The sequence below is a fragment of the Pseudomonas sp. GM49 genome (assembly GCF_000282355.1).
Classification (GTDB): Bacteria; Pseudomonadota; Gammaproteobacteria; order Pseudomonadales; family Pseudomonadaceae; genus Aquipseudomonas.
Window position 1 is genome coordinate 1 of sequence record NZ_AKJL01000167.1, and the last position, 25,563, is coordinate 25,563.

Consider the following 25,563-nt stretch of genomic DNA (forward strand, 5'->3'; position numbering starts at 1 on the left):
CCCGGACCTGGCCTTGACCGGCCACTGGCGCGGTTACCGCTGGAGCAGGAGCCGGAGCGCTCGGGGCTACCGGCGCAGCCACCACCGGGGCCGGGACGGCCGGAGCTGTCGGAGCCGGAGTTGCCGGAGTTGCCGGGGTCACCGGCGTTGCGACAACGGGCGCGGCAGTGTGGGCTGGTGCGGTCGGCGTTGCCGGGGCGGCTGGTGCAGTCGCCTGAGCCTGCTCAGGTGCTTCATCCGGAGTATCGGCCTGTGGCAGCGCGAGGGCGGTTCCGCCTTCAGTCTGACCTTCCACGACGGCCTGGTCTTCCGGCTCGTCCAGCGGATGAATCTGTGTCGTACCGTCGGCGCCCTCGACTTCAACGTGTTCCGGAGCCAGACCGATCAGGTCCTTGGTGCGCATCGAGGTTTGATCCTGCCACCAGACAAAACCGCCGCCGATCACCGCAATCAGCAACAGCAGGCTGACAATACGCAAAATGGTGTGGGAAACCCGAACCGGTTCTTCAATACGGCCCAGGCTGTGGACGTTGCTGCCTTGGGAGTCGGTACCGGTGGATTGATCGAACTGCTGGACCAGAACGGCCTGATCCATGTCGAGCAACTTGGCATAAGCACGAATATAACCGCGGGCAAAGGTATGCCCAGGCAGTTTGTCGAATTGGCCCGCTTCAAGATTGCTCAGGGAATTGACGGTGAGGTTGAGCTTGAGGGCCACTTCGGCCAGCGACCAGCCATTGCTTTCGCGGGCCTGGCGCAGAGTCTCACCAGGGTTAACGCGATTCGCTGCTACAACTTCGGGATGCGCCGCTTTCATCATTGCTCCGACAGGTATTGCTGATATTCCGGCGTACCGGGATAGAGTCGTTTTAGTTGCAGGCCGGCACTTGCGGCCTTGTCGCGATCTTCAAACACTTTTGCCAGTCGAACGCCGAGCAATAGACTACGTGCATTTTGTTCGGCGAGCTGGTTAAAACGGTCGTAGTAATCGCGCGCGGGCACATAATGCCTGTCTTCGTAAGACAACTCAGCCATTTCCAGCAATGCACGTGGTTGTTGGCGATTCAGGCGCAGGGCTTTTTCCAGTTGCTGCCGGGCCAAATCGCGCTGACCGAGCATCGCAGCGGTCATGCCCAGGTTCTCGAACACCCGCGAACGCTCAGGATACAGGGTATCGGCAGCGGCTTGTTCAAAGCGCTCGTAGGCTTCCTTGTAACGTTTCTGCTCGAACAAAAAACTGCCGTAGTTATTGAGGATTCGTGCATCGCCGGGACGGGAAGACAGTGCCTGGCGAAAATGCTCGTCGGCAAGTTCCGGTTCCATCTCGGCCTGGAACACCAACCCCAGCGCCGCATTGGCATCCGGGTCGGACCCATCCAGCTCCAGCGCTTTTTTCAGCGGTACCTTGGCGCGTTCGGTCATGCCTTGTTGCAAATACCCGATACCGAGTTGCACATACGCCGCACGCGCTTCATCACGGCCCTTGCTGGTCTTCATCGGGTTGTAGTCGCCCGAAAGCACGCAGCCAGCACACAGGCTGGCCAACAGCAAAAGCAGCGCAAAGCGCAGTGACATAGAGATCCTCTCTCGGTTATTCCGCAGCGTTTTGAGCCATATCGTTGTCAGCGTTCAATTCACGCACGGCGATATAACGTTCGCTGCGACGGGTGCGATCCAGCACCTGCCCTACCAATTGACCACAGGCCGCGTCGATATCTTCACCACGGGTGGTGCGGACGGTGACGTTGAAACCGGCATGATGAAGCTGATCCTGGAAACGACGAATCGCGTTATTGCTCGGACGCTCGTAACCGGAATGCGGGAACGGGTTGAACGGGATCAGGTTGATCTTGCACGGGATGTTCTTGAGCAACTCGATCATTTCCACCGCGTGCTCGACCTTGTCATTGATGTCTTTGAGCAAGGTGTACTCGATGGTCAGCACGCGCTTTTCGCCGAGATTCGACATGTAGCGCTGGCACGACTCGAGCAGCATCTTAAGCGGATACTTCTTGTTGATCGGCACCAATTGGTTACGCAATGCGTCATTCGGTGCGTGCAGGGACAACGCCAGGGAGACGTCGATGTGCTTGGAGAGCTCATCGATCATCGGCACCACGCCGGAGGTCGACAGGGTCACACGGCGCTTGGAGATGCCGTAGCCCAGGTCGTCCATCATCAAATGCATGGCCGCGACGACGTTGTCGAAGTTCAGCAGCGGCTCACCCATGCCCATCATCACCACGTTGGTGATGGCACGGTCGACGGTTGCCGGGACGCTGCCAAAGGATTTGTTGGCAATCCACACCTGACCGATGACTTCGGCGGCGGTGAGGTTGCTGTTGAAGCCTTGCTTGCCGGTGGAGCAGAAACTGCAATCCAGGGCACAGCCTGCCTGGGACGAAACGCACAAGGTGCCGCGTTTGCCCTGGGGAATGTACACGGTCTCGACGCAGCTGCCGGACGCCACGCGCACCACCCACTTGCGGGTGCCGTCGCTGGAGATGTCCTCGCTGACCACTTCCGGACCACGGACCTCAGCAACAGCCTTGAGCTTTTCGCGCAAGGCCTTGCTGACGTTCGTCATGGCGTCGAAATCATCGACACCAAAGTGGTGAATCCATTTCATTACCTGACCGGCACGGAAACGCTTCTCCCCGATTGAGTCGAAGAATTTTTCCATTTCCAGCTGAGTCAGACCCAGCAGGTTAGTTTTTACAGTCGATGTAGTCATGGATTCACCTTCACTCTTAAGCCAATGCTTAGCGAGTGGTTACTTCAGTAGCTGCGAAGAAGTATGCGATTTCGCGAGCGGCAGCGGCTTCGGAGTCCGAACCGTGTACAGCGTTGGCGTCGATGGAGTCAGCGAAGTCAGCACGGATGGTGCCGGCAGCAGCTTCTTTAGGGTTGGTAGCGCCCATCAGCTCACGGTTCAGAGCGATAGCGTTTTCGCCTTCCAGAACCTGAACGACAACCGGACCGGAGATCATGAAGGCAACCAGGTCGTTGAAGAAACCACGAGCGCTGTGCTCAGCGTAGAAGCCTTCAGCTTCGGCTTTGGACAGTTGCTTCAGTTTCGAAGCTACAACGCGCAGGCCAGCTTTTTCGAAACGAGTGGTGATCTCGCCGATCACGTTTTTAGCAACGGCGTCAGGCTTGATGATGGAGAAAGTACGTTGAACAGCCATGGTGTAACTCCAGAAACGGTAATTTACGAAAAATTAAACCCGCGAATTATACGCGGGTTCTCGGGTATTGCCTAACCTGCGGCGTGGCTCAGTCGCGTTCTTCGATCCAATGGGCCTGAATGGCCTCCAGGATCTTTTCGCCACAATGCTCAGGCTTGTCGTCGAAATCGGGCAATTCCATCACCCATGTACGCAGATCGACGAAGTTGACCGACATAGGGTCCACGTCGGGCTTGCTTTCAGCTAGCTGGATCGCGATCTCCAGCACATCAGTCCACTTGAGTTTCATGACAATTCCTTGAATCAGTGCGGTGCTTCGGCTGCGTGGTTGAGCGAGTACTTCGGAATTTCGACGGTCAGGTCTTCGGTACCGACCTTGGCCTGGCACCCCAGACGGGACTCGCGCTCAAGACCCCAGGCTTTATCAAGGTAGTCCTCTTCCAGCTCGTCAGCCTCTTCCAGCGAGTCGAAACCCTCGCGAATGATGCAGTGGCAGGTAGTGCAAGCGCAGACGCCGCCACAGGCGCTTTCCATCTCGATATGGTGCTCATGGGCCAGCTCGAGGATGGAAATGCCCGTCTCAGCCTCAACAACCATGCCTTCGGGGCAAAACTTCTCGTGTGGCAGAAAAATGACCTGCGGCATCGTTATTCCTCAATCTCATTCAGGTTGCGCCCCGCCAGCGCGGCTTTCACCGTCGAGTCCAGGCGGCGGGCAGCAAAGGCGTCGGTCACTTGCGACAGACGCTTGGTCTGCTGCTCGATGGCGTAACCATCAGTACCTTTCATCAGTTCGGTCAGTTCCTGCACCTGCATCTCGATGACCATGCGCTCGTCGGCGTCGAGCAGACGATCGCCATCAGCCTCCAGAGCACCCTGCACCGCTTCGATCAGGCGCTGGGCATCGACCTGCTGCTCGCGCAACACGCGGGCAACCTTGTCGTCATTGGCGTGCTGGAACGAGTCCTTGAGCATCCTGGCGATTTCGCCGTCGGTCAGGCCGTAGGACGGTTTGACCTGAATGCTGGCCTCGACGCCCGAACCCAGTTCGCGGGCGGAAACACTGAGCAGACCATCGGCATCGACCTGGAAGGTCACGCGAATCTTCGCAGCACCAGCCACCATCGCTGGAATACCGCGCAATTCGAAGCGTGCCAGGGAGCGGCAGTCGCTGATCAGCTCGCGCTCACCCTGCAACACATGGATGGCCATGGCCGACTGGCCGTCTTTATAAGTGGTGAAATCCTGGGCACGGGCGACGGGAATGGTGGTGTTGCGCGGAATCACCTTTTCCATCAGGCCGCCCATGGTTTCCAGACCAAGGGACAACGGGATCACGTCGAGCAGCAGCAGTTCGCCACCATCACGTTTGTTACCGGCCAGCGTATCGGCCTGGATCGCGGCACCAATGGCCACCACTTGATCCGGATCGATTTCTGTCAGCGGCTGGCGAGCGAAAGCTTCGGCGACGGCTTCACGAACACGAGGCACGCGAGTCGAACCACCGACCATGACCACGGCATGCACGTCTTCCAGCTCGATGCCGGAATCGCGAACGGCGCGACGGCAAGCTTTCAAGCTGCGAGCCACCATCGGCTCGATCAGCGCATTGAAAGCTTCACGGGACAGTTCGGCTTTCCAGTCGCCATAGGCAACTTCAACGGCCGCAGCATCGGTCAGTGCTTCCTTGGCCGCGCAGGCGGTTTGCAGCAAATTGCGCTGCACACCCGGATCGAGGTCAGCGGACAGACCGGCGCCCTCGATGATCCAGCCAGCGATCGCGTGGTCGAAGTCATCACCACCCAGGGCACTATCGCCGCCGGTAGCCAGGACTTCGAAGACACCGCCAGTCAGGCGCAGAATCGAAATATCGAAGGTGCCGCCGCCCAGGTCATAAATGGCGACCAGGCCTTCGGCATGCTGATCCAGACCGTAAGCCACCGCGGCCGCCGTCGGCTCATTGAGCAAACGCAGCACGTTCAGACCGGCCAGTTTGGCCGCGTCCTTGGTGGCTTGACGCTGGGCATCATCGAAATAGGCCGGAACGGTGATCACCGCGCCCACCAGCTCGCCACCCAGGGTCGCCTCAGCGCGCTGGCGCAGGACCTTGAGGATATCGGCAGAGACTTCGACCGGGCTTTTCGGCCCCTGGATCGTCTCGATGAACGGCATGTGCGACTCGCCGTCAACAAAACGGTACGGCAGTTGCTCGCCCAATTGCTTGACGTCGGACAGACCACGACCCATCAAGCGCTTGACCGACAGCACGGTGTTCAAGGGATCGGTGGCGGCAGCCAGCTTGGCCGACTCGCCGACTTCGACGCGATCGGCGTGGTAGCGCACGGCAGACGGCAGGATGACCCGCCCTTCTGCGTCAGCCAGAGGCTCGGAAAGACCACTGCGCAATGCAGCGACCAGCGAATTGGTAGTGCCCAAGTCGATCCCCACAGCCAGACGACGCTGGTGCGGTTGAGGACTTTGGCCGGGTTCGGCGATCTGCAGTAGGGCCATCGTTATCAGGACTTATCTGTATATCAGGCGTGCGACCGGAGCGGCACTGGGTTAATCGTCGAGGCGCTCTTCTAACTGGCGCACTTCGTAGGTGAGCTTGTCGAGGAACTGCATGCGCCGCATCAGGCGTTCGGCCCTTTCGCGTTGCGCGGCATCGTTCCAGCAAGCTGCGAAGCTTTGGTTCAGTTCATCCTGGGCTGCCTTCAGGCGGCGCTTGAAGACCGCAACGCCGTTGAGGTCGGCACTGTCCTGCAAGTCTTCGAGCTCTTCACGCAACTCCATCTGTTGCAGAAGAAACTCCGGATCATGCACCGTGACTTCCAGCGGCAGTTCGCCACCATTCAAGGCGAGCAGGTAGCGCGCGCGCTTGGGCGGACTCTTGAGCGTCTGGTAGGCCTCGTTGAGGCTCGCCGATTGCTCCAGGGCCAACCGTTGTTCGCGTTCGGAAGCGTCGGCAAAGCGGTCCGGATGAACACCGCGCGCCAGCTCGCGATAGCGCGTAGCCAGCTGATCGAGGTCCAGGTTAAAACTCGGTTGCAGCTCGAATAAAGCGAAATGACAAGGAGTACCCACGACAAGCCTCAGATGTTGAAGCTTTCGCCGCAGCCACATTCACCGCGTACGTTGGGGTTGTTGAACTTGAAGCCTTCGTTCAACCCTTCCTTGACGAAATCGAGCTCGGTGCCGTCCAGGTAGGCCAGGCTTTTCGGGTCGATGATCACTTTTTCGCCGTGACTCTCGAACACCTGGTCCTCTGCAACCACCTCGTCGACAAACTCCAGCACGTAGGCAAGGCCGGAACAGCCTGTGGTGCGAACACCCAGACGAATCCCTTCACCTTTGCCGCGCCCGTCGAGGGAGCGCCGCACGTGTCGAGCAGCCGCTTCTGTCATGCTGATAGCCATCGGTGACTCCTTACTCGTCGCCAAAACTCGAAAATCAGATCAAGCCTTTCTTCTGCTTGTAATCGCGAACAGCCGCCTTGATGGCGTCTTCAGCGAGTACCGAGCAGTGAATTTTCACTGGCGGCAGGGCCAGTTCTTCAGCCAGCTGAGTGTTCTTGATGGTTTCTGCTTCGTCCAGGGTCTTGCCCTTCATCCACTCGGTGGCGAGGGAGCTGGAAGCGATAGCCGAACCGCAGCCGTAAGTCTTGAACTTGGCATCTTCGATGATGCCGGCGTCGTTGACCTTGATCTGCAGGCGCATCACGTCGCCGCACGCCGGAGCGCCGACCATGCCGGTGCCGACATCAGGATCTTCCGCGTCCATCTTGCCGACGTTGCGCGGGTTTTCGTAGTGGTCGATGACCTTTTCGCTGTAAGACATGATTCTCAATCCTCACTCATCAGGGCCGCTCTTGAGGCCCCGCAGTTACGCTGCGTCAGTCGCCGCGTCGCTACAGGACCTGTATCCGGCGGCTTCTATAGTTAGTGTGCCGCCCACTCGATCTTCGAGATATCGACACCGTCTTTGTACATGTCCCACAGCGGCGACAGAGCTCGCAGCTTGATAACCGCCTCGCAGACTTTCTGCGCGGCGTAGTCGATTTCTTCTTCGGTGGTGAAGCGGCCGAAGGTGAAACGGATCGAACTGTGGGCCAGTTCGTCGTTGCGGCCCAGGGCGCGCAGTACGTACGAAGGCTCAAGCGATGCCGAGGTGCAGGCCGAACCGGACGAAACCGCCAGATCCTTGAGCGCCATGATCAGCGACTCGCCTTCAACGTAGTTGAAGCTCAGGTTCAGGTTGTGCGGAACGCGGGAGGTCATGCTGCCGTTGACGTACAGCTCTTCCAGGTGCTCGACCTGCTTGAAGAAACGGTCGCTCAGGGCCTTGATGCGCACGTTCTCGGCAGCCATGTCTTCCTTGGCTACACGGAAAGCTTCGCCCATACCGACGATCTGGTGGGTCGCCAGGGTACCGGAACGCATGCCGCGCTCGTGACCGCCGCCGTGCATGGTCGCTTCGATACGTACGCGCGGCTTGCGGCTTACGTACAGGGCGCCGATGCCTTTAGGACCGTAGGTTTTGTGGGCAGAGAACGACATCATGTCGACTTTCAGCTTCGACAGGTCGATATCGACCTTGCCGGTGGACTGAGCAGCGTCGACGTGGAACAGGATGCCCCTGGAGCGGGTCAGTTCGCCGATGGCTGCGATGTCGTTGATGGTGCCGATTTCGTTGTTCACGTGCATGACCGAAACCAGGATGGTGTCATCACGCAGTTCCGCTTCGATCATTTCAGGCGTCACCAGGCCATCGGTGCGAGGCTCGATGTAGGTGACTTCAAAACCTTCACGCTCCAGTTGGCGCATGGTGTCGAGGACAGCCTTGTGCTCAATCTTGGTGGTGATCAGGTGCTTGCCCTTGGTGGCATAGAAATGCGCCGCACCCTTGATTGCCAGGTTGTCGGACTCGGTGGCACCGGAGGTCCAGACGATTTCACGCGGATCGGCGTTGACCAGGTCGGCGACCTGACGGCGAGCGTTTTCAACGGACTCTTCGGCCTTCCAGCCGAACACGTGGGAACGGGACGCCGGGTTACCGAAGTTTCCGTCGACCAGCAGGCATTCACTCATTTTTTGCGCAACACGCGGATCAACCGGGGTGGTCGCAGAGTAATCAAGGTAAATCGGCAATTTCATGGACTATCTCCTAAATCAGGCTGGCTGGCGTGCCGCTAGCTCTTTGGCTGTCATTCGACGGCGGACGCTTCAATCTTGTCCAGGCGCGGCACCTTGCTGTTGCAACGGCGCTGGTCCTGACGCTGGGCTACTTCTTGCACCTCACGGCGAGTCACAAGATCAGCCAAGCTGATACCGCTCAGAAATTCGTGAATCTGCAGGCTCAGATCGCACCACAAGTGGTGAGTCAGGCAAGTGTCGCCGGAATGGCAATCACCCTGCCCCTGGCATTTGGTTGCATCGACCGATTCGTTTACCGCATCGATCACCTGGGCGACCTGGATGCCCTGCATATCGCGGGACAATTGGTAACCACCGCCCGGACCACGCACACTGGACACCAGATTGCTGCGGCGCAGCTTGGCGAAAAGCTGTTCGAGGTAGGACAGGGAGATGCCTTGGCGCTCGGAGATATCGGCCAGGGACACGGGCCCGTGCTGCGCGTGCAACGCCAGATCAAGCATGGCGGTCACGGCGTATCGGCCTTTTGTAGTCAGTCGCATGGACAATTACCACGGAGTTCGGAATGAGGCGAGTATGCAATTCCCGAGTATTTAAGTCAACTATAAGACCTAGTACTTTAGTCAGGTTTACCCGCAAAAGAGCGGCCGCATCATAGCAAAGGCTGGCTATGAACAGCCAGTAATACCGAGCCATCGTTCATCGCGAGCAAGCTCGCTCCCACATTGGACCGCGTCCGCCTGGACAACTCGATCTCCTGTGGGAGCGAGCTTGCTCGCGATGCAGTCAACTCGGTTCAGCTGGCCTGACTCTGATCCTTGTCCTTCACACAGGCGAAGTCTTCTTCGCGCAGTTCAGGCAGATCTTTCGCACAGTAATTACTGCCCAGATCCTTCAACGCCCCGCACATCCCCTCCAGACGCCCGTCGACTGCCTGCAGGTGATCGAGCAACTGATTAATGGCGCGAGCCACCGGGTCCGGCATGTCTTCTGTCACGCCGTAGGCATCGAAGCCGATTTTCTCGGCCATGGCCTTGCGCTTGGCGTCCTGTTCTTCGTCGGGCTTGACGATGATTCGCCCCGGAATACCCACCACCGTGGCACCTGGTGGAACCTCTTTGGTCACCACGGCGTTGGAGCCGACCTTGGCACCCGCACCAACAGTAAACGGGCCAAGCACCTTGGCGCCGGCACCGACAACGACACCATCGCCCAGCGTCGGGTGGCGCTTGCCTTTATTCCAGCTGGTGCCACCGAGGGTCACGCCCTGATAAATGGTCACGTCGTCGCCGATCTCGGCGGTTTCACCGATGACGATGCCCATGCCATGGTCAATAAAGAAGCGACGACCCACCTTGGCGCCCGGATGAATCTCGATCCCGGTCAACCAGCGGCCGAAGTTCGACACCAGCCGCGCCAGCCATTTCAGGTCCGCCCGCCATAGCATCGCCGACAAACGGTGAATCCAGATGGCGTGCATGCCCGGGTAGCAAGTCAGGACTTCAAAAGCGTTACGCGCCGCCGGGTCTCGGTGGAATACGCTCTGGATATCTTCACGCAAACGCTCGAACATCATTAATCCTTCCGATTTAGAAGCTCACCACGGGCCGCTTTCTGGGTTTCCGTGAGGATGCCACGCAAAATATTCATTTCCGCCCGGCTGACCGAGCTGCGTCCGTACAACCGGCGCAGGCGCGCCATCAAGTGCCGTGGCTTTTCCGGATCGAGGAATTCGATGGCCACCAGGGTCTGCTCCAGGTGTTCATAGAATCGCTCCAGTTCATCCATGGTCGCCAGCTCAGCGCTTTTGACCGAAGCCACTTCTTCCTTCTCGACCTTGCTCGGCTGACCTTGGGCCGCCAGCCAGGACATGCGCACTTCATAACCCAACACCTGCACCGCCGCCCCAAGGTTCAGCGAGCTGAACTCAGGGTCCGATGGAATATGCACGTGGTAATGACATCGCTGCAGCTCTTCGTTGGTCAGGCCGGAATCTTCACGACCGAACACCAGGGCGATTTCCGCACCCTGCCCCGCTTCCTCGACCACTTTCGCGCCGCATTCGCGGGGATCGAGCAGCGGCCAGGGAATGCGCCGGTCGCGGGCACTGGTACCGAGCACCAGGTTGCAACCGACCAAGGCATCTTCCAAGGTGGCGACGACTTGCGCGTTTTCAAGGATGTCCCCGGCACCGGAGGCACGGGCATCGGCCTCGTGATGCGGGAACAGACGAGGCTCGACCAGCACCAGCCGCGACAGCCCCATGTTCTTCATGGCACGCGCAGCCCCGCCGATATTGCCCGGATGGCTGGTATTGACCAGGACGACACGAATGTTTTGCAGCAAGGGAGGCGCTCTCGAACACAATAATCGGGAGCAGAATCTTACAGCTACACCTACCGTTAAGCTATGAAAGCGAACGTCGTCCTTCTCCTGTAGAAACTTTCTGATAGAATGCCCGGCTTTCTTTAACAACCTTAGGTGACACATCCATGCAGCCCATGCTGAATATCGCGCTGCGCGCCGCCCGCAGCGCCAGTGAATTGATCTTCCGCTCCATCGAGCGCCTGGATACCATCAAGGTCGACGAAAAAGACGCCAAGGATTACGTATCCGAGGTGGATCGCGCCGCCGAACAGAAAATCATCGACGCCCTGCGCAAGGCCTACCCGAATCACTCGATCATGGGTGAAGAGACCGGCATGCACGCCGGCACCGGCATCGAAGGCGAAGAGTACCTGTGGATCATCGATCCGCTGGACGGCACCACCAACTTCCTGCGCGGCATTCCTCACTTCGCTGTCAGCATCGCCTGCAAATACCGTGGCCGCCTGGAACACGCCGTTGTTCTGGACCCGGTTCGCCAGGAAGAATTCACCGCCAGCCGTGGTCGCGGCGCTCAACTGAACGGTCGTCGCCTGCGCGTCAGCGGCCGCACCAGCCTGGACGGCGCCCTGCTGGGTACCGGCTTCCCGTTCCGTGACGACCAGATGGACAACCTCGACAACTACCTGGGCATGTTCCGCGCCCTGGTTGGCCAGACCGCCGGCATCCGCCGCGCAGGTTCGGCAAGCCTGGACCTGGCCTACGTGGCCGCCGGCCGTTTCGACGCCTTCTGGGAGTCGGGCCTGTCCGAGTGGGACATGGCTGCAGGCGCCCTGCTGATCCAGGAAGCCGGCGGTTTGGTGAGCGACTTCACCGGCGGTCACGACTTCCTTGAAAAAGGCCACGTCGTTGCCGGCAACACCAAATGCTTCAAGGCAGTCCTGACGGCCATCCAGCCGCACCTGCCGGCCTCGCTGAAGCGCTAAGCTTCCAGCGACAGAAAAAGCACCCTGCGGGGTGCTTTTTTTATGCCTGGAATTTGCACTCGAAATCACCACAAACCACTGTAGGAGCGAGCTTGCTCGCGATGGTCGTTAACGATAACGCATGCATTCTGGATAAATGCTGCTCCCTTGGGTTCTTCGCGAGCAAGCTCGCTCCTACAAGGGGCACGTAGCGACGCATAAATTGTGGGCACAAAAAAAGCACCCCGCAGGGTGCTTCTTTTTTATCCAGCGTCAGCTGATCACTGAGCCGCCTGATTCTCCGACAAGATCAACTTGCCTTCCTTATCCACAGGAATCTGATTGCCTGGATCGCGATCCATACGCACTTTGCCTTCCTTGCCGTCCAGCGAATAACGCACGTCGTAACCTACAACCTTGTCACTGATGTCGTTAACAGTGTTACAGCGGGTCTGGGTCGTGGTGTAGGTATCACGCTCTTGCATGCCTTCCTGCACCTTGTTGCCGGCATAACCACCACCGACAGCACCCGCGACCGTGGCGATTTTCTTACCGGTGCCGCCACCGATCTGGTTACCCAGCAATCCACCTGCCAACGCACCGACCACCGTACCGGCGATCTGATGTTGATCTTTCACCGGCGCCTGCCGGGTGACCGTTACATCCTTGCATACTTCACGTGGAGTCTTGATTTGTGTCTTGACCGGCTCAACAGCTAGAACCTGAGCAAACTCAGGGCCGCTTTGTTTTACCAGGCTGTAGGTGGCCACAGCACCCCCGGCAGTCACACCGACAGCACCCAATACCGCACCAACCAGCATCGACTTGTTCACATGAACCTCCTGGACCATCACATGCGGAACATGTCCGCGCTTCTCCCAGCCTTGGAGCACAAAAAAAGGCGCGAGTTCAACTCGCGCCTTTTTTGGACTACACCACCCCAGGAAATTTCCTTCAAGGACGGTCGTCGACTTCCTTCTCGGCAGTGGCAGGAGGAATCAGGTCTTCCGTGCTCAGGTTCAGCCAGATCAGCACCACGTTAGCGATGTAGATCGACGAGTAAGTACCCGCCAGAACACCGATGAACAGGGCGATGGAGAAGCCGAACAGGTTGTCGCCACCGAAGAACAGCAGGGCCGCGATCGCCAGCAAGGTGGAGATCGAAGTCGCCATGGTCCGCAGCAGGGTTTGCGTGGTCGAGATGTTGATGTTCTCGATCAGGTTGGCCTTGCGCAGTACACGGAAGTTCTCACGAACCCGGTCGAATACCACGATGGTGTCGTTGAGCGAGTAACCGATGATCGCCAGTACCGCCGCCAGCACCGTCAGGTCGAAGGTGATCTGGAAGAACGACAGGATACCGATGGTCACGATCACGTCGTGGATCAAGGACACGATCGCACCGACCGCAAACTTCCACTGAAAGCGGAAAGCCAGGTAGATCAGAATGCCGCCCAGCGCCATCAGCATGCCGAGGCCGCCCTGGTCGCGCAGTTCTTCACCCACCTGCGGGCCGACGAACTCGACACGCTTGACCGTCGCCGGGTTCTCGCCACCCACCTTCTGCAAGGCTTCGGCTACCTGGTGACCCAGTTGCGGATCTTCGCCAGGCATACGCACCAGCAGGTCGGTAGTTGCACCGAAGTTCTGCACGATAGCTTCGTGATAACCCGCGGTCACCAGCTGCTCACGCACCTTGGTGACATCGGCCGGACGCTCGTAGGTCAGCTCGATGAGCGTACCGCCGGTGAAGTCCAGGCCCCAGTTCATGCCCTTGTGGAAGACACTGAACATTGCCAGCGCAGTAAGGAACAATGTGACGCCGAACGCAAAGTTGCGAACGCCCATGAAGTTGATTGTACGTAACATGGCAGCCCCTTAAATCCACAACTTCTTGAAGTCACGACCGCCGAAGATCAGGTTGACCATCGCGCGGGTCACCATGATGGCCGTGAACATCGAGGTAAAGATCCCGAGGGACATGGTCACTGCGAAGCCCTTGACCGGGCCGGTGCCCATGGCAAAGAGGATGCCGCCGACCAGCAAGGTGGTCAGGTTGGCGTCGAGAATCGCGGTGAATGCCCGGCCGAAGCCTTCGTTGATTGCGCGCTGCACAGTCATGCCGGCGGCGATCTCTTCACGGATCCGCGAGAAGATCAGCACGTTGGCGTCGACCGCCATACCCATGGTCAACACGATACCGGCGATACCCGGCAGGGTCAGCGTTGCACCCAGCAGCGACATCAGGGCCAGCAGCATCACCATGTTCACCGCCAGGGCGACGGTAGCGATGAGGCCGAAGAAGCGGTAGATGGCCATGATGAACAGCGAGACGAACAGCATGCCCCACAGCGATGCATCGATACCCTTGGTGATGTTGTCCGCACCCAGGCTAGGACCAATGGTGCGCTCTTCAGCAAAGTACATCGGCGCAGCCAGGCCACCGGCACGCAGCAGCAGCGCCAGTTCGGACGACTCGCCCTGGCCGTTCAGGCCGGTGATACGGAACTGAGCACCCAGCGGCGACTGGATGGTCGCGAGGCTGATGATCTTCTTCTCTTCCTTGAAGCTCTGAACCGGCACGTCTTTCTCGACGCCGTTGATCACTTGCTTGGTGTAAGTGGTCACCGGACGCTGCTCGATGAAGATCACCGCCATGCTGCGACCAACGTTCGAACGGGTCGCACGGCTCATCAGCTCGCCGCCGTGACCGTCCAGACGAATGTTCACTTCCGGCGTGCCGTGCTCGCCGAAGCCAGCCTTGGCGTCGGTCACCTGGTCACCGGTGATGATCAGGCCACGCTCGATCAGCGCAGGAGGACGCTTGCCCTCACGGAACTCGAAGGATTCGGAAGTGGCTTTCGAAGCACCCGGCTCAGCAGCCAGACGGAACTCGAGGTTGGCCGTCTTGCCGAGGATACGCTTGGCTTCGGCGGTGTCCTGCACGCCCGGCAGCTCAACCACGATGCGGTTGGCGCCCTGACGCTGGACGATCGGTTCGGCAACACCCAGCTCGTTGACGCGGTTACGTACCGTGGTCAAGTTCTGCTTGATGGAGTATTCGCGGATTTCCGCCAGCTTGGCCGGGGTCATCGCCAGACGCAGCACCGGTTGACCATTGAGGTCGGCCGGAACAATGTCGAAATCGTTGAAGTTCTTGCGGATGATCGAACGGGCCTGTTCACGGCTGTCTTCATCAGCGAAGCCCAGCTGGATGGCACCATTGAGTTGCGGCAGGCTGCGATAGCGCAGCTTTTCTTTACGCAGCAGGCTCTTTACATCGCCTTCGTAGACTTTCAGGCGCGCATCGAGGGCTTTGTCCATGTCCACTTCCAGCAGGAAGTGCACACCACCGGACAAGTCCAGACCCAGCTTCATCGGGTGCGCAGCGAGGTTGCGCAGCCATTGCGGGGTGGTTTGTGCCAGGTTCAATGCAACGACGTAGTCATCACCCAACGCCTTGCGTACAACATCCTTGGCCGGCAGCTGGTCTTCAGCCTTGGTCAGGCGAATCAGCCCGCCCTTGCCGCTGGCAGACAGGGTCGCTGCCTTGACGTTGATCCCGGATTCCTTGAGCGCAGCGCTCACACGATCCAGATCAGCCTGATTGACCTGCAGCGCAGTGCTTGCACCGCTGACCTGAATGGCCGGGTCATCAGGATAAAGATTGGGAGCGGAATAAATCAGACCGACCGCCAGCACCGCCAGGATCAGAATGTATTTCCACAGAGGATATTTGTTCAGCATCACGCCGCCCGTTTATGACGCGGGGCGCCTTGCGCGCCCCGTCGATTGAATATGAAGTTGAAACTTAGATCGCTTTGAGCGTGCCTTTTGGCAGCGTGGCGGCAATGGCGCCTTTCTGGAATTTCATTTCGACGGTGTCGGAAACTTCCAGAACGACGAAATCGTCGGCCACTTTAGTGATCTTGCCGGCGATGCCGCCGGTGGTCACAACTTCGTCGCCCTTTTGCAGGCTGCTCAGCAGGTTCTTCTGCTCTTTGGCGCGCTTGGCCTGTGGACGCCAGATCATCAGGTAGAAGATGACCAGGAAGCCGACCAGGAAAATCCACTCGAAACCGCCGCCCATAGGGGCTGCCGCAGGTGCAGCAGCGTCTGCCATGGCATTAGAGATAAAAAAGCTCATTTAGCACTCCAGTTGCAAATGTTGATTCTTGGGGTCAGAAAACTCAGTCCAAAGGCGGAACAGGTAACCCGCGTTTGGCGTAGAAGGCATCGACAAAGGCGGCCAATGTACCCTGTTGAATAGCCTCGCGCAAACCAGCCATAAGCACTTGATAATGGCGCAAGTTATGGATGGTATTGAGCATGCTTCCCAGCATTTCGCCGCACTTGTCCAGGTGATGCAGATAAGCGCGGGAGAAGTTCTGGCAGGTATAGCAATCGCAGGTCGGATCCAGCGGCGAATCATCATGGCGATGGAACGCGTTACGGATCTTCAGCACGCCGGTATCGATGAACAGATGCCCGTTGCGGGCATTACGGGTTGGCATCACGCAATCGAACATGTCCACACCGCGGCGCACACCCTCAACCAAGTCTTCCGGTTTGCCAACGCCCATAAGGTAACGAGGTTTGTCAGCCGGCATCTGGCCCGGCAGGTAATCCAGCACCTTGATCATCTCGTGCTTGGGCTCGCCCACCGACAGACCGCCGATGGCCAGGCCGTCGAAACCGATCTTGTCCAGGCCTTCCAGGGAGCGCATGCGCAGGTCCTGGTGCATGCCGCCCTGAACGATACCGAACAGCGCCGCCGTGTTGTCGCCATGGGCGTTTTTCGAGCGCTGGGCCCAACGCAGGGACAACTCCATCGACACGCGGGCGACGTCTTCGTCGGCCGGGTACGGCGTGCATTCGTCGAAAATCATCACGATGTCGGAGCCCAGGTCACGCTGGACCTGCATCGACTCTTCCGGGCCCATGAACACCTTGGCGCCGTCGACCGGAGAGGCGAAGGTCACGCCCTCCTCCTTGATCTTGCGCATGGCGCCCAGGCTGAACACCTGGAAACCACCGGAGTCAGTCAGAATCGGGCCTTTCCACTGCATGAAATCGTGCAGGTCGCCGTGCTTCTTGATCACTTCCGTGCCAGGGCGCAGCCACAGGTGGAAGGTGTTGCCCAGAATGATTTCAGCGCCAGTCGCCTCGATATCCCGTGGCAGCATGCCCTTGACCGTGCCGTAAGTGCCCACCGGCATGAAGGCCGGGGTCTCGACGGTACCGCGCGGGAAGGTCAAACGACCGCGACGAGCCTTGCCATCGGTGGCAAGCAGCTCGAAAGACATACGACAGGTGCGACTCATACTGTTTCCTCTGGGCCGCTTGGAGCGGGATTACGGGTGATGAACATCGCATCACCGTAGCTGAAAAAGCGGTAACCGTTGTCGACCGCGGCTTTGTAGGCAGCCATGGTTTCCGGATAACCGGCAAACGCCGAAACCAGCATCAACAGCGTGGATTCGGGCAAATGGAAGTTGGTGACCAAGGCATCGACCACATGAAACGGCCGGCCCGGGTAGATGAAAATGTCTGTATCGCCACTGAACGGCTTGAGCACGCCATCGCGGGCGGCGCTTTCCAGGGAACGCACGCTGGTGGTCCCCACCGCCACCACCCGACCGCCGCGCGCGCGACAGGCGGCAACGGCGTCGACCACGTCCTGGCCGACTTCCAGCCATTCGCTGTGCATGTGGTGGTCTTCGATCTTCTCGACCCGCACCGGCTGGAACGTACCCGCGCCAACGTGCAAGGTCACGAACGCCGTCTCGACGCCCTTGGCGGCAATCGCCTCCATCAGCACCTGATCGAAATGCAGCCCCGCCGTCGGCGCCGCCACCGCGCCCAAACGCTCGGCGTAGACGGTCTGGTAACGCTCGCGGTCCGCGCCTTCATCCGGGCGGTCTATATAAGGAGGCAACGGCATGTGCCCGACACGGTCAAGCAGCGGCAACACCTCCTCAGTGAACCCCAGCTCGAACAACGCATCGTGACGCGCCAGCATCTCGGCCTCGCCACCGCCGTCGATCAGGATCTTCGACCCAGGCTTGGGCGACTTGCTGGACCGCACATGGGCCAGCACGCGATGACTGTCCAGCACCCGCTCCACCAGGATTTCCAGCTTGCCGCCGGAAGCCTTCTGGCCAAACAGCCGCGCCGGAATCACCCGGGTATTGTTGAACACCATCAAATCGCCGGGACGCAAATGCTCCAGCAAATCAGTGAATTGACGGTGTGCCAGGGCGCCGCTGACCCCATCCAGGGTCAACAGGCGACTATTGCGACGCTCGGCCAAAGGATGGCGAGCGATCAGCGAATCGGGGAGCTCGAAAGTAAAGTCAGCAACGCGCATGATGGGGTTCGTCTAGCAGGGCCGGGAAGTCTAGCGGAATTATCAAAAATTCTCCATGTACCTGATTGACCAGCGGTTATCTCATCTCTATACTTCGCCGCCATTGAGCCCTGATGGCGGAATTGGTAGACGCGGCGGATTCAAAATCCGTTTTCGAAAGGAGTGGGAGTTCGAGTCTCCCTCGGGGCACCACATAGCTGTATCTGAGAGTCTCTACCAGCCTCTCAGACCCAGAGAAACCGGCCACTTGGCCGGTTTTTTTGTGCCTGTCTGTCTACCCCTGTCTCCCCATATCCGTTGTATCCCTGTATCCCTGCTTGTATCCTGAGAAAAGTACCGAACTTTGGGATACAAGGATGAAGCGCGCAGACATCAAGCGCCGCCCTCTCGCTGACACAACACTTGCGGGACTGGAGCCGGAATCAAAGGAATACCGAGAGCTAGACGGAAACGGCCTCTACTTCAGGGTTAAACCAGATGGTGGTAAATCCTGGCAGCTCCGCTACAAACGCCCGGCGGGCAATTGGGCTTGGATGGGGCTCGGGGGTTACCCGGAAGTAAGTGGTGCGTTGGCACGGGACAAAGCTGCTGATCTACGAAAGGTAGTGAGTAGCGGTGCCGACCCCCTTGAGCAAAAGCGATCCGCGAAAGCTGCAATCGATGCGGCTAAAACTAGAACCTTCCGCGCGGCTGCCGACGCCTGGCTAAAGGCGAAAGAAGAAAAGGGTCTTGCCCCTTCCACCCTCAATAAGATCCGGACGTACCTCAACAAGGACATCCTCCCCGCGCTGGGGGATAAACCTCTCGACGAAATTACCCGCACAGATTGCGCAGATCTCCAAGCATCCATAGAAGCGAGAGACGCTCACAACGTAGCGGAAAAGTGTCGCACCTGGATCAATCAGATCTTCGGTAGAGCCATTGGATTGGGCTTGACCGAAAACGACCCAGGGAGCCGTCTTCGTGATATCGCCGCCCAAGCACCAAAAACTCAACAGCATCCTCATTTGCTGGAACCTGAGCTTGGTGACTTTCTGACCGCGCTGAAAAACACACCCAGCAGATTAACAGCCCGAACTGCGGCATGGCTTTGCATATGGACGGCATCGAGACCGGGAATGGTTCGCTTAGCTGAATGGAAAGAGTTCGACCTTGATAAAGCGATCTGGACGACACCTGCCGCGAAGATGAAGATGCGCAGGGATTTCGTGTGCCCACTTCCTAAGCAGGCGCTATCCGCACTCAAAGAACTCCACTGTCTCACCGGGCGCAGTCGATGGCTGTTCCCCGGAGTCGGCGCTAAGAACCCGACCATCAGTGAAAACACCATAAACAAAGTCTTTGCGACTGTTGGTTACAAAGGTCGCTTGGTTGGCCATGGCACTCGCCATACCGCTAGCACTCTGCTCAGGGAACACGGTTGGCCGAAAGAGCATGTCGAAGCGCAGCTTGCTCACAAAGAAGAGGGAATCTCTGGTGTATACAACAAGGCTCAATACCTTGAGCACCGAGTGAAAATGATGCAGTGGTATGCGGATCACCTCGATGCGTTAGCAAGCGGAAAGGTTATCAAGGGACAGTTCGGGAAAGCGGTATGAGTACGTCCATACAGCCACCCTCAAAAATGCGTGTTACGGGTGTTACTCGTGTAACGGCCTTGGCCAAACACCCGGCTTCATTGGCTTTCACAGCTGTTACACGCTTGCGCGACTTTCCGTACACCCGATGTAACGCCGACCTAACGTGTAACGCCAGAACAAGCCCTCGCCTGCTGCGGGCCGATGCTCGGCGTACTCGGCTACAGCACAACTCTCGCTGGTTACGCCTGCAAAACGTAGGGCGTGGGATCAAGCGTTACGCGATACAAGAGATACTTGGCGATGATTGACCACCAAATCACTCCTCGTACAGCGCTGACGTCTGGCCTGATCGCGTATCTCTCTGCCCAACCGCTCTACGGACTCTGCCGCGAACAGCTCACTGACGTGTGTTATTTAATCGATCAGTGCTGTCTGCGCATTCAGACCGGCGACATCGATAGCGATTTAAGCAGCATGTACATCAAGGCAACGGTGCATGAAGAGACAATTTTCCAGTATGCCTCCACCGACCACAGAGCGCGCCTCGCGCATTGGGTTCGCCAGTACACCAACTGTTATTCGGCGTCGGAGCGAGAGGCGCATGCTGCATACATCATGGCCTGTGCCGTGAAAGCGCTAGGGATCTTGACCGATTGGATGTGTGTCGCCGATCAACAGGCGTGGTTACATGTAGCTGAACCTCCAACTGACTGGCCGTGGGATTTCTACTGCCAGTTCGTGGAGATGCAAATCGACCCGGGCGAACGCACCCAGGCACTTGATCAGTATGTCCTCCATCTGGAGCCGATCACCTCCCTACCCTGCTTGATCAATGACGAGCTGACGCCCATCGCTGATCAGGCTATCAAGAATGCCATCCGCAAAAAAGGCGGCATCATCAGTGGAATCGAGCGTACTAAGGACATCAGTGCCCGCGACGCGGCAATCGTTAATCAGGCCCGCCACTACTTGGCGAGCGGAATGCCTGAGAGGAACATCAAAACGGCTGTGCATGCGTGGCTGGAACGTGAAGTCGCTAAATCACCGAACCAGCGTCCCAAATGGATCACCCTCGAAACCGAAAAGGCACTGACACGTAAGAGCGTGGAGACCATCCTCATACGCAATCTCGTGCTGTAAACCAGAAATTTCAATTGGAAGTGAACTGCTCACCGTTTTTCCTCACCTAGATCATTGCTCTCGTCCAAACCTATCGAGAGCAAGATCTGTGAAAACCTCAATTACCGAATTCCCCCGCCTCACCTCTGCAATTGCTAGCCCACTATTCGATGCGTCTTCGACTTTGATCCGCATGCCCGAAGTCGAGGGCATCGTTGGCATGAAACGCTCGACCATCTACAAGCTTATGCAGCGTCCCGATTGCGGCTTTCCCCAGCCCGTCAAATTGAGCAACAGCAACGCTCGCGGGGCACCTGTCGCTTGGGTTCTTTCCGAAGTTCAGGCATGGGCGCGCAGCCGTATCGAGGCGCGTGACCAGGTGGCCGCATGAAGCGCAACTACAGCCCATTCAAGGGGCCGTTTCTCGACTCCTACAGCGTCGGATTCCGACTCTATCAACCTGATGCAATCAACTGGCGGCACCGCACCATCGCGGGTGTGAGTTGGAACGGGGAGGAACAAGAAGCCTTCTTTTTCAACCCTGATGGCCTAGTCCTTCCGCTTAAACCCAATCCTTGGGAATTGCCTGAACTGATCCGCAAAAACGCGGTACGCAGAGAGTTTTCCAGCATTCACGGCACTGGGCATTTCGCGATGAAAGAAGGCCGCCGCGCCGCCTTAAAATCGCTTGGTTTGACCGACTGGGTCACGTACTGGTTGGTTGATCAATCGACTGGTTACGCCAACGATCCCACGGTGTGGCGACACCTCACAGAGCAGGATCTTGCGGAGGAAAAAAACGCTAGCGAACGCCTTCATCGTGAAATGCGCATGACCTCCGATCTGACCAGCTATGTCGATGAATGCTTGGCACAACGACGCGATTTGCTCGCGGTAGAACATCGCCGACGGTGCGCAGAGGACAGCAAGATCCTGGCTTGGCTCAAAGGCGAAACACCACCGCCACTGTTTGCCAGCGTGCAGGAGGCTGCATGACTCCGACCTTTCTTCCCCACCAAGCATTGGATCTCGTAGGCGTACTTGAAGCGTCTCTACCTTCATCCGCAGAGATCAAAGGACGCCAGCGCTTACTTGCCCTCCGCGATCAGGCGATCTCAGCCGGCGCTCAGGTGTTGATCGTGCTGTGGCAGAACCTGGAGTGGACGTTGTTAGCGGTTCAGCCGCCAGCAGACGTGGTGATCAGTGACGCTCGCGAGCTGATTCCAAACCTGCTGCGCAATCCCGAAGCGCTACAGCAGGTGCAGCAAAGGGCACGCCGAGGATACCACTTGCAATGGCTCACCCTCGCCCGCCCAGTCACTACCCAGCACTAACGAAAACGCCCCCGGGAGCGATCCGAAGGCGTTGAGGTAAATCTATATGCCCGCACAATTTATGACGCATCGAAAAAATGCGCAAGATCTCCGCACGGTTGCACTTTTAAAAACACGGCGTTACTCTCTGGCCGTCGCTGCAAAATCAGCGACCGGGTTTGACGGCCCGATCAACAATAGGCGCACAGGCGCCCCCATTACGATTGCAGGCGCTTTTTTTGTGCCCGCATTCCTGTTTTATGGTGGCTGTGCGTGGGAGACCTTCGGGTCTGCCGGGTTCCTATTGTCCCGGTCCGTCAACCTGCGCACAGCTACCACCCTAATTCGTTTGACGGCGGACGGTGGTAGCTCCTCAACAATAGGAGTTTCACCCCATGCACGCCCTCAATCCGTCCAAAATTCGCGCTGCTGCACACCGTGCAATGGCTCTCGCCGCTTTACACGCCAACTCCAGTCTCGCTACACGCCTCACCCGTTACAACGCTCACATGGTCAAAGCTCGCGCGCTCGAAGCCGCAGGTGGTGTTCAATGATCAGCGCTCTGAATTTCGCCCTGCCAGAGGATTTGCTGTGTGTCAGTACAGACACCGAGGCAGGCATTCCGATTGATGCCATCACCTGTGCAGTAGATCGAGCCAGCTCTGTGCTCCTGCTTCTTGAAGATCAGTTCGAGTGCGATGGACCACATCTAGCCAACCACGTCATCGCAGCCGCCCTGTGGGACGTTCGCGGGACCTTGGGACTGATCCGCACCCTCGCCCTGCACGCTGACAACTCCACCCGACGAGCTATGAATGGAGGCACCCAATGAGCCCTTCCATTTTGATCAATACCGTTGGCGGCGCCACCTTTGCCAAATGCAATGCTCAGAATCAGCCACTGTTCCGTATCAATGCCGGCATTTCCTGCGAAGAGGCACTCGAACAAGCCTCTCTACTCATGGACTGCGTGAACAAGCTCACCTGTCTGAGCGGCATAGAGAATGATAACGGGGCAATGGTGTGGGCTTCGCACTATTTGAGCGAGATGGCGAAGGCGATCATCGATGACGTAACCAGTGGGTTGCAATTGGCCCAAGGCGGTGGCGTATGAATGCACCTACATCCCATGCCCGTCGCCCTACCTTCGCCCAAGTCAAAGCCGCTGCATTACAGAACATTGATCGTGTACTTGCTCACTGGCTGCCCAACGGCAAACGCGTCGACGGCGGCAAGGAATACACCGCTCCCAATCCAACCCGCGCCGACAAGCGCGCAGGTTCCCTCAAGGTCAACTTGAGCAAAGGCACTTGGGCGGATTTTGCCACTGACGACAAAGGCGGCGATCTGATCGATCTGGTGCGCTATCTGGATGGCGGCACCGACGTCGAGGCCTGCAACAAGCTGGCGGACCTGCTCAGCGTTTCCGCTGGGGTCGTGCAAGCGAAGCCGGAACACAGCAAAAGCAAAACACAGGAATGGCTCGCCATTCAGCCGATCCCGGCTGAGGCCATGAGTAAATGCCCAACAAAACATCGACAGCACGGCACACCGTCCAAAGTCTGGATTTATCGCGACGCTCAAGGCCAACCGGTCATGGCGCTCTACCGTTTCGACTTGGGCCCGGATGAAAACGGCAAACCGCGCAAGGTGTTTGCACCATTGACTTGGTGCCAGCGGGCCGACGGCCAAACTCAACAATGGCGCTGGCAGGGCCTGCCTGAGCCACGTCCTCTGCTGCGTTTGGATGAACTGGCGCAACGAGCAGAGGCCCACGTGATTCTGTGCGAAGGCGAGAAGGCCGCTGACGCCGCGGCGGATCTGCTGCCCAACTACGTGGCCACGTGCTGGCCGAACGGCTCGAACTCCTGGCACAAAGCTGACATGACATCGCTCAAAGGCCGGTCCGTGGTGTTGTGGCCAGATAACGACGCCAGTGGTAAAAGCTGCATGGACGCCGTCGCTGAACAACTGCAACAAATCGGCGCCGCGTCGGTGCGCGTGATCGCCCTGGACGTATTCAAACGCAAGCCCACCTTCAAGAATGGCCAACCAATTTTTGCCAACGGTGGGCAATGGGACGAAGGCGACGACGCGGCCGACGCCGAAACCAAAGGTTGGACGACGGCGCATTTCGCCGAGCTGCAACGTAGTGGCGAATTGTCTCGTGTTGAGCCGGAGAAAACATCGTCCGAACCATCCGAATCCAAGGCCAAGCCGACGATCAAGCGCGCCGCGAAACCCAAAAATGATCTACTGCCCGGCGGCTTCCGCCTGACATCAGAAGGAGTGTTTTATTCCGGGGACGATGGCGAAGCGCGCCCCGTGTGCTCGCCGCTGGAAATCTTGGCTCGCACCCGAGATGCGCAGGGTCACAACTGGGGTTTGCTGGTCGAGTTCGACGATCCGGACGGAGCGAAAAAGCGCTGGAACATTCCGGCGCGGACCATGACCGGCGACTTCGGCAAGGACGTGCTCGGCCCGCTCGTGGACATGGGTCTGCGTCTGGCTGGCAGCCGCTCCGGACGTAATGCCCGCAATGACCTGCAGAGTTATCTTGGCAGCTTCGACAGTGCCCAACGCGCACGACTAGTCACTCGTTTGGGCTGGCATGACAGTGCCTTCCTACTTCCCGAACAACAGGTCGGTTCGCACAATGAGCACCTGCACTTCTATGAGGCCGGTGTGCAGCTTCCACCAATCAGCGAAGCCGGCACCCTAGAGCAGTGGCAAGAACAAATCGGCGCCTTGTGCATCGGTAATCACCGCTTGGCGTTTGTGGCCAGCGTGGCGTTTGCCGGTCCGCTGTTGCACCTGCTCGGTCATGAGTCCGGCGGATTTCACCTCTACGGTGACAGCTCGGGCGGCAAGACCACCCACCTGCAAGTGGCCGCCTCGATCTATGGCGGGCCGCGTCTGGTGCGTTCCTGGCGCTCGACGGATAACGCTCTGGAATCCATCGCCGCCGCGCACTCCGACGGGCTTCTGGTGCTGGATGAAATCGGCATGTGCGACCCGCGCATCATTGGCGAGACGGTGTACATGCTTGGTAACGGCACCGGGAAGGCTCGCGCCAATGATCGAGGACAAGCAAGCCGACAGGTACAGGAATGGCGCCTACTGTTTCTCTCGACCGGCGAGAAGACCTTGGCGCAGCACATGGCCGAAGCCAACAAGGAGCTCAAAGCCGGCATGGAAGTGCGCATGCTCGCCGTGCCAGCGGACGCCAGCAAAGGCCTCGGAATGTTCGATGTGCTGAATGGTTTTGATGACGCCGCTGCCCTCTCCGATGCACTCAAAGCACGTGTGGCCAAGTACTACGGTACACCGCTCGCCGCCTTCCTATCGGCCCTATGTGAGACCGACAAGCGACATGGCTGGTCGGCGATTCTGCGCCACACCATGGAGGGTTTTATCGCCAAGGCACTGCCCTCCTCCGCGAGCGGTCAGGCGCATCGTGCTGCGACCCGTTTCGGTCTAGCCGCTGCAGCCGGCGAACTGGCCACCGCGATGGGGATTACCGGCTGGCCAGATGGCACAGCCACCACCGCC

General features: G+C 58.5%; 29 protein-coding genes and 1 tRNA gene. 10 read left to right on the plus strand and 20 right to left on the minus strand.

Translation table 11 applies throughout. The features are described from left to right. From PMI29_RS13600 to trmJ, 14 genes are all read right to left on the minus strand, one after another. The coding region (locus PMI29_RS13600; protein WP_007998665.1) for a helix-turn-helix domain-containing protein at nucleotides 1-817 on the minus strand (817 nt) is incomplete at its 3' end. Then, nucleotides 817-1,575, minus strand: coding sequence for a type IV pilus biogenesis/stability protein PilW (gene pilW, locus PMI29_RS13595; RefSeq protein WP_007998667.1), 759 nt, complete (start codon nucleotides 1,573-1,575; stop codon nucleotides 817-819). The genes PMI29_RS13600 and pilW, both read right to left, overlap by 1 nt. 16 nt (nucleotides 1,576-1,591) lie before the next feature. Further along, nucleotides 1,592-2,734 (minus strand): 23S rRNA (adenine(2503)-C(2))-methyltransferase RlmN, encoded by a 1,143-nt coding sequence (gene rlmN, locus PMI29_RS13590; protein WP_007982757.1) that lies wholly within the window; start codon nucleotides 2,732-2,734, stop codon nucleotides 1,592-1,594. Between the two features lie 28 nt (nucleotides 2,735-2,762). Further along, nucleotides 2,763-3,188: a nucleoside-diphosphate kinase gene (ndk, locus tag PMI29_RS13585; protein WP_007982755.1), complete on the minus strand. Its 426-nt coding sequence runs from the start codon at nucleotides 3,186-3,188 to the stop codon at nucleotides 2,763-2,765. Nucleotides 3,189-3,276: 88 nt separating this feature from the next. After that, the gene (iscX, locus tag PMI29_RS13580) at nucleotides 3,277-3,477 is read right to left on the minus strand and encodes a Fe-S cluster assembly protein IscX (protein ID WP_007982753.1); all 201 of its coding nucleotides are present in this window, start codon (nucleotides 3,475-3,477) and stop codon (nucleotides 3,277-3,279) included. A gap of 14 nt (nucleotides 3,478-3,491) precedes the next feature. After that, nucleotides 3,492-3,833 (minus strand): ISC system 2Fe-2S type ferredoxin, encoded by a 342-nt coding sequence (gene fdx / locus PMI29_RS13575; protein WP_007998670.1) that lies wholly within the window; start codon nucleotides 3,831-3,833, stop codon nucleotides 3,492-3,494. Nucleotides 3,834-3,835: 2 nt separating this feature from the next. Further along, on the minus strand, nucleotides 3,836-5,698 hold the full coding sequence (gene hscA, locus PMI29_RS13570; RefSeq protein WP_007998672.1) for a Fe-S protein assembly chaperone HscA: 1,863 nt from the start codon (nucleotides 5,696-5,698) through the stop codon (nucleotides 3,836-3,838). Between the two features lie 51 nt (nucleotides 5,699-5,749). Then, complete coding sequence (hscB, locus tag PMI29_RS13565; RefSeq protein WP_007982749.1) at nucleotides 5,750-6,271, minus strand: co-chaperone HscB; 522 nt, start codon at nucleotides 6,269-6,271, stop codon at nucleotides 5,750-5,752. A gap of 8 nt (nucleotides 6,272-6,279) precedes the next feature. Then, entirely contained in the window at nucleotides 6,280-6,603 is a 324-nt protein-coding gene (gene iscA / locus PMI29_RS13560) for an iron-sulfur cluster assembly protein IscA (RefSeq protein WP_003227904.1), read from the minus strand. 34 nt (nucleotides 6,604-6,637) lie between these two features. Next, nucleotides 6,638-7,024: a Fe-S cluster assembly scaffold IscU gene (iscU, locus tag PMI29_RS13555; RefSeq protein WP_007982746.1), complete on the minus strand. Its 387-nt coding sequence runs from the start codon at nucleotides 7,022-7,024 to the stop codon at nucleotides 6,638-6,640. A 101-nt stretch (nucleotides 7,025-7,125) separates the two neighbouring features. Beyond that, nucleotides 7,126-8,340 (minus strand): IscS subfamily cysteine desulfurase, encoded by a 1,215-nt coding sequence (locus PMI29_RS13550; protein ID WP_007998674.1) that lies wholly within the window; start codon nucleotides 8,338-8,340, stop codon nucleotides 7,126-7,128. Between the two features lie 50 nt (nucleotides 8,341-8,390). Further along, nucleotides 8,391-8,882 (minus strand): Fe-S cluster assembly transcriptional regulator IscR, encoded by a 492-nt coding sequence (iscR, locus tag PMI29_RS13545; protein ID WP_007982741.1) that lies wholly within the window; start codon nucleotides 8,880-8,882, stop codon nucleotides 8,391-8,393. A 254-nt stretch (nucleotides 8,883-9,136) separates the two neighbouring features. Next, nucleotides 9,137-9,913, minus strand: a complete 777-nt coding sequence (gene cysE / locus PMI29_RS13540; RefSeq protein ID WP_007998676.1) for a serine O-acetyltransferase — start codon at nucleotides 9,911-9,913, stop codon at nucleotides 9,137-9,139. A gap of 2 nt (nucleotides 9,914-9,915) precedes the next feature. Next, nucleotides 9,916-10,686, minus strand: coding sequence for a tRNA (cytosine(32)/uridine(32)-2'-O)-methyltransferase TrmJ (gene trmJ, locus PMI29_RS13535; protein WP_007998678.1), 771 nt, complete (start codon nucleotides 10,684-10,686; stop codon nucleotides 9,916-9,918). A 146-nt stretch (nucleotides 10,687-10,832) separates the two neighbouring features. Between trmJ and suhB the strand changes: the two genes are divergently transcribed. After that, nucleotides 10,833-11,651, plus strand: a complete 819-nt coding sequence (gene suhB, locus PMI29_RS13530; protein ID WP_007982736.1) for a type III secretion system regulator SuhB — start codon at nucleotides 10,833-10,835, stop codon at nucleotides 11,649-11,651. A gap of 260 nt (nucleotides 11,652-11,911) precedes the next feature. Here the strand turns inward: suhB and PMI29_RS13525 are convergent, their stop codons facing one another. The 6 genes from PMI29_RS13525 to queA form a co-directional block, all read right to left on the minus strand. Then, complete coding sequence (locus PMI29_RS13525) at nucleotides 11,912-12,463, minus strand: glycine zipper 2TM domain-containing protein (RefSeq protein WP_007998681.1); 552 nt, start codon at nucleotides 12,461-12,463, stop codon at nucleotides 11,912-11,914. Nucleotides 12,464-12,584: 121 nt separating this feature from the next. Further along, nucleotides 12,585-13,499, minus strand: coding sequence for a protein translocase subunit SecF (secF, locus tag PMI29_RS13520; RefSeq protein WP_007998682.1), 915 nt, complete (start codon nucleotides 13,497-13,499; stop codon nucleotides 12,585-12,587). A 9-nt stretch (nucleotides 13,500-13,508) separates the two neighbouring features. Next, nucleotides 13,509-15,377 carry a protein translocase subunit SecD gene (gene secD / locus PMI29_RS13515; protein WP_007998684.1) on the minus strand — a complete coding sequence of 623 codons (1,869 nt, stop codon included), beginning with the start codon at nucleotides 15,375-15,377 and terminating at the stop codon, nucleotides 13,509-13,511. 64 nt (nucleotides 15,378-15,441) lie between these two features. Continuing rightward, nucleotides 15,442-15,777, minus strand: a complete 336-nt coding sequence (gene yajC / locus PMI29_RS13510; protein WP_007956696.1) for a preprotein translocase subunit YajC — start codon at nucleotides 15,775-15,777, stop codon at nucleotides 15,442-15,444. Nucleotides 15,778-15,820: 43 nt separating this feature from the next. Next, nucleotides 15,821-16,936: a tRNA guanosine(34) transglycosylase Tgt gene (gene tgt, locus PMI29_RS13505; protein WP_162130405.1), complete on the minus strand. Its 1,116-nt coding sequence runs from the start codon at nucleotides 16,934-16,936 to the stop codon at nucleotides 15,821-15,823. 14 nt (nucleotides 16,937-16,950) lie between these two features. Next, complete coding sequence (queA, locus tag PMI29_RS13500) at nucleotides 16,951-18,000, minus strand: tRNA preQ1(34) S-adenosylmethionine ribosyltransferase-isomerase QueA (protein WP_007998687.1); 1,050 nt, start codon at nucleotides 17,998-18,000, stop codon at nucleotides 16,951-16,953. Between the two features lie 107 nt (nucleotides 18,001-18,107). Between queA and PMI29_RS13495 the strand changes: the two genes are divergently transcribed. From PMI29_RS13495 to PMI29_RS13465, 9 genes are all read left to right on the plus strand, one after another. Then, nucleotides 18,108-18,192, plus strand: a tRNA-Leu gene (locus PMI29_RS13495). 164 nt (nucleotides 18,193-18,356) lie between these two features. Continuing rightward, a complete protein-coding gene (locus tag PMI29_RS13490; RefSeq protein ID WP_007998688.1) occupies nucleotides 18,357-19,598 on the plus strand; it encodes a tyrosine-type recombinase/integrase in 1,242 nt (413 codons plus the stop codon). A gap of 282 nt (nucleotides 19,599-19,880) precedes the next feature. Next, on the plus strand, nucleotides 19,881-20,720 hold the full coding sequence (locus PMI29_RS32630; protein WP_007998690.1) for a hypothetical protein: 840 nt from the start codon (nucleotides 19,881-19,883) through the stop codon (nucleotides 20,718-20,720). Nucleotides 20,721-20,808: 88 nt separating this feature from the next. Further along, nucleotides 20,809-21,090, plus strand: a complete 282-nt coding sequence (locus PMI29_RS13485; protein ID WP_007998692.1) for a helix-turn-helix transcriptional regulator — start codon at nucleotides 20,809-20,811, stop codon at nucleotides 21,088-21,090. After that, complete coding sequence (locus PMI29_RS13480; protein ID WP_007998694.1) at nucleotides 21,087-21,695, plus strand: hypothetical protein; 609 nt, start codon at nucleotides 21,087-21,089, stop codon at nucleotides 21,693-21,695. Before PMI29_RS13485 ends, PMI29_RS13480 begins: the two co-directional genes overlap by 4 nt. Further along, a complete protein-coding gene (locus tag PMI29_RS13475) occupies nucleotides 21,692-22,033 on the plus strand; it encodes a hypothetical protein (RefSeq protein ID WP_007998696.1) in 342 nt (113 codons plus the stop codon). Before PMI29_RS13480 ends, PMI29_RS13475 begins: the two co-directional genes overlap by 4 nt. Nucleotides 22,034-22,562: 529 nt before the next feature. Further along, nucleotides 22,563-22,844: a hypothetical protein gene (locus PMI29_RS0130170; RefSeq protein ID WP_033052418.1), complete on the plus strand. Its 282-nt coding sequence runs from the start codon at nucleotides 22,563-22,565 to the stop codon at nucleotides 22,842-22,844. Further along, entirely contained in the window at nucleotides 22,841-23,125 is a 285-nt protein-coding gene (locus tag PMI29_RS13470; protein ID WP_007998700.1) for a DUF3077 domain-containing protein, read from the plus strand. Before PMI29_RS0130170 ends, PMI29_RS13470 begins: the two co-directional genes overlap by 4 nt. Next, on the plus strand, nucleotides 23,122-25,563 hold a 2,442-nt coding region (locus PMI29_RS13465; protein WP_007998702.1), incomplete at its 3' end, for a DUF927 domain-containing protein. The genes PMI29_RS13470 and PMI29_RS13465, both read left to right, overlap by 4 nt.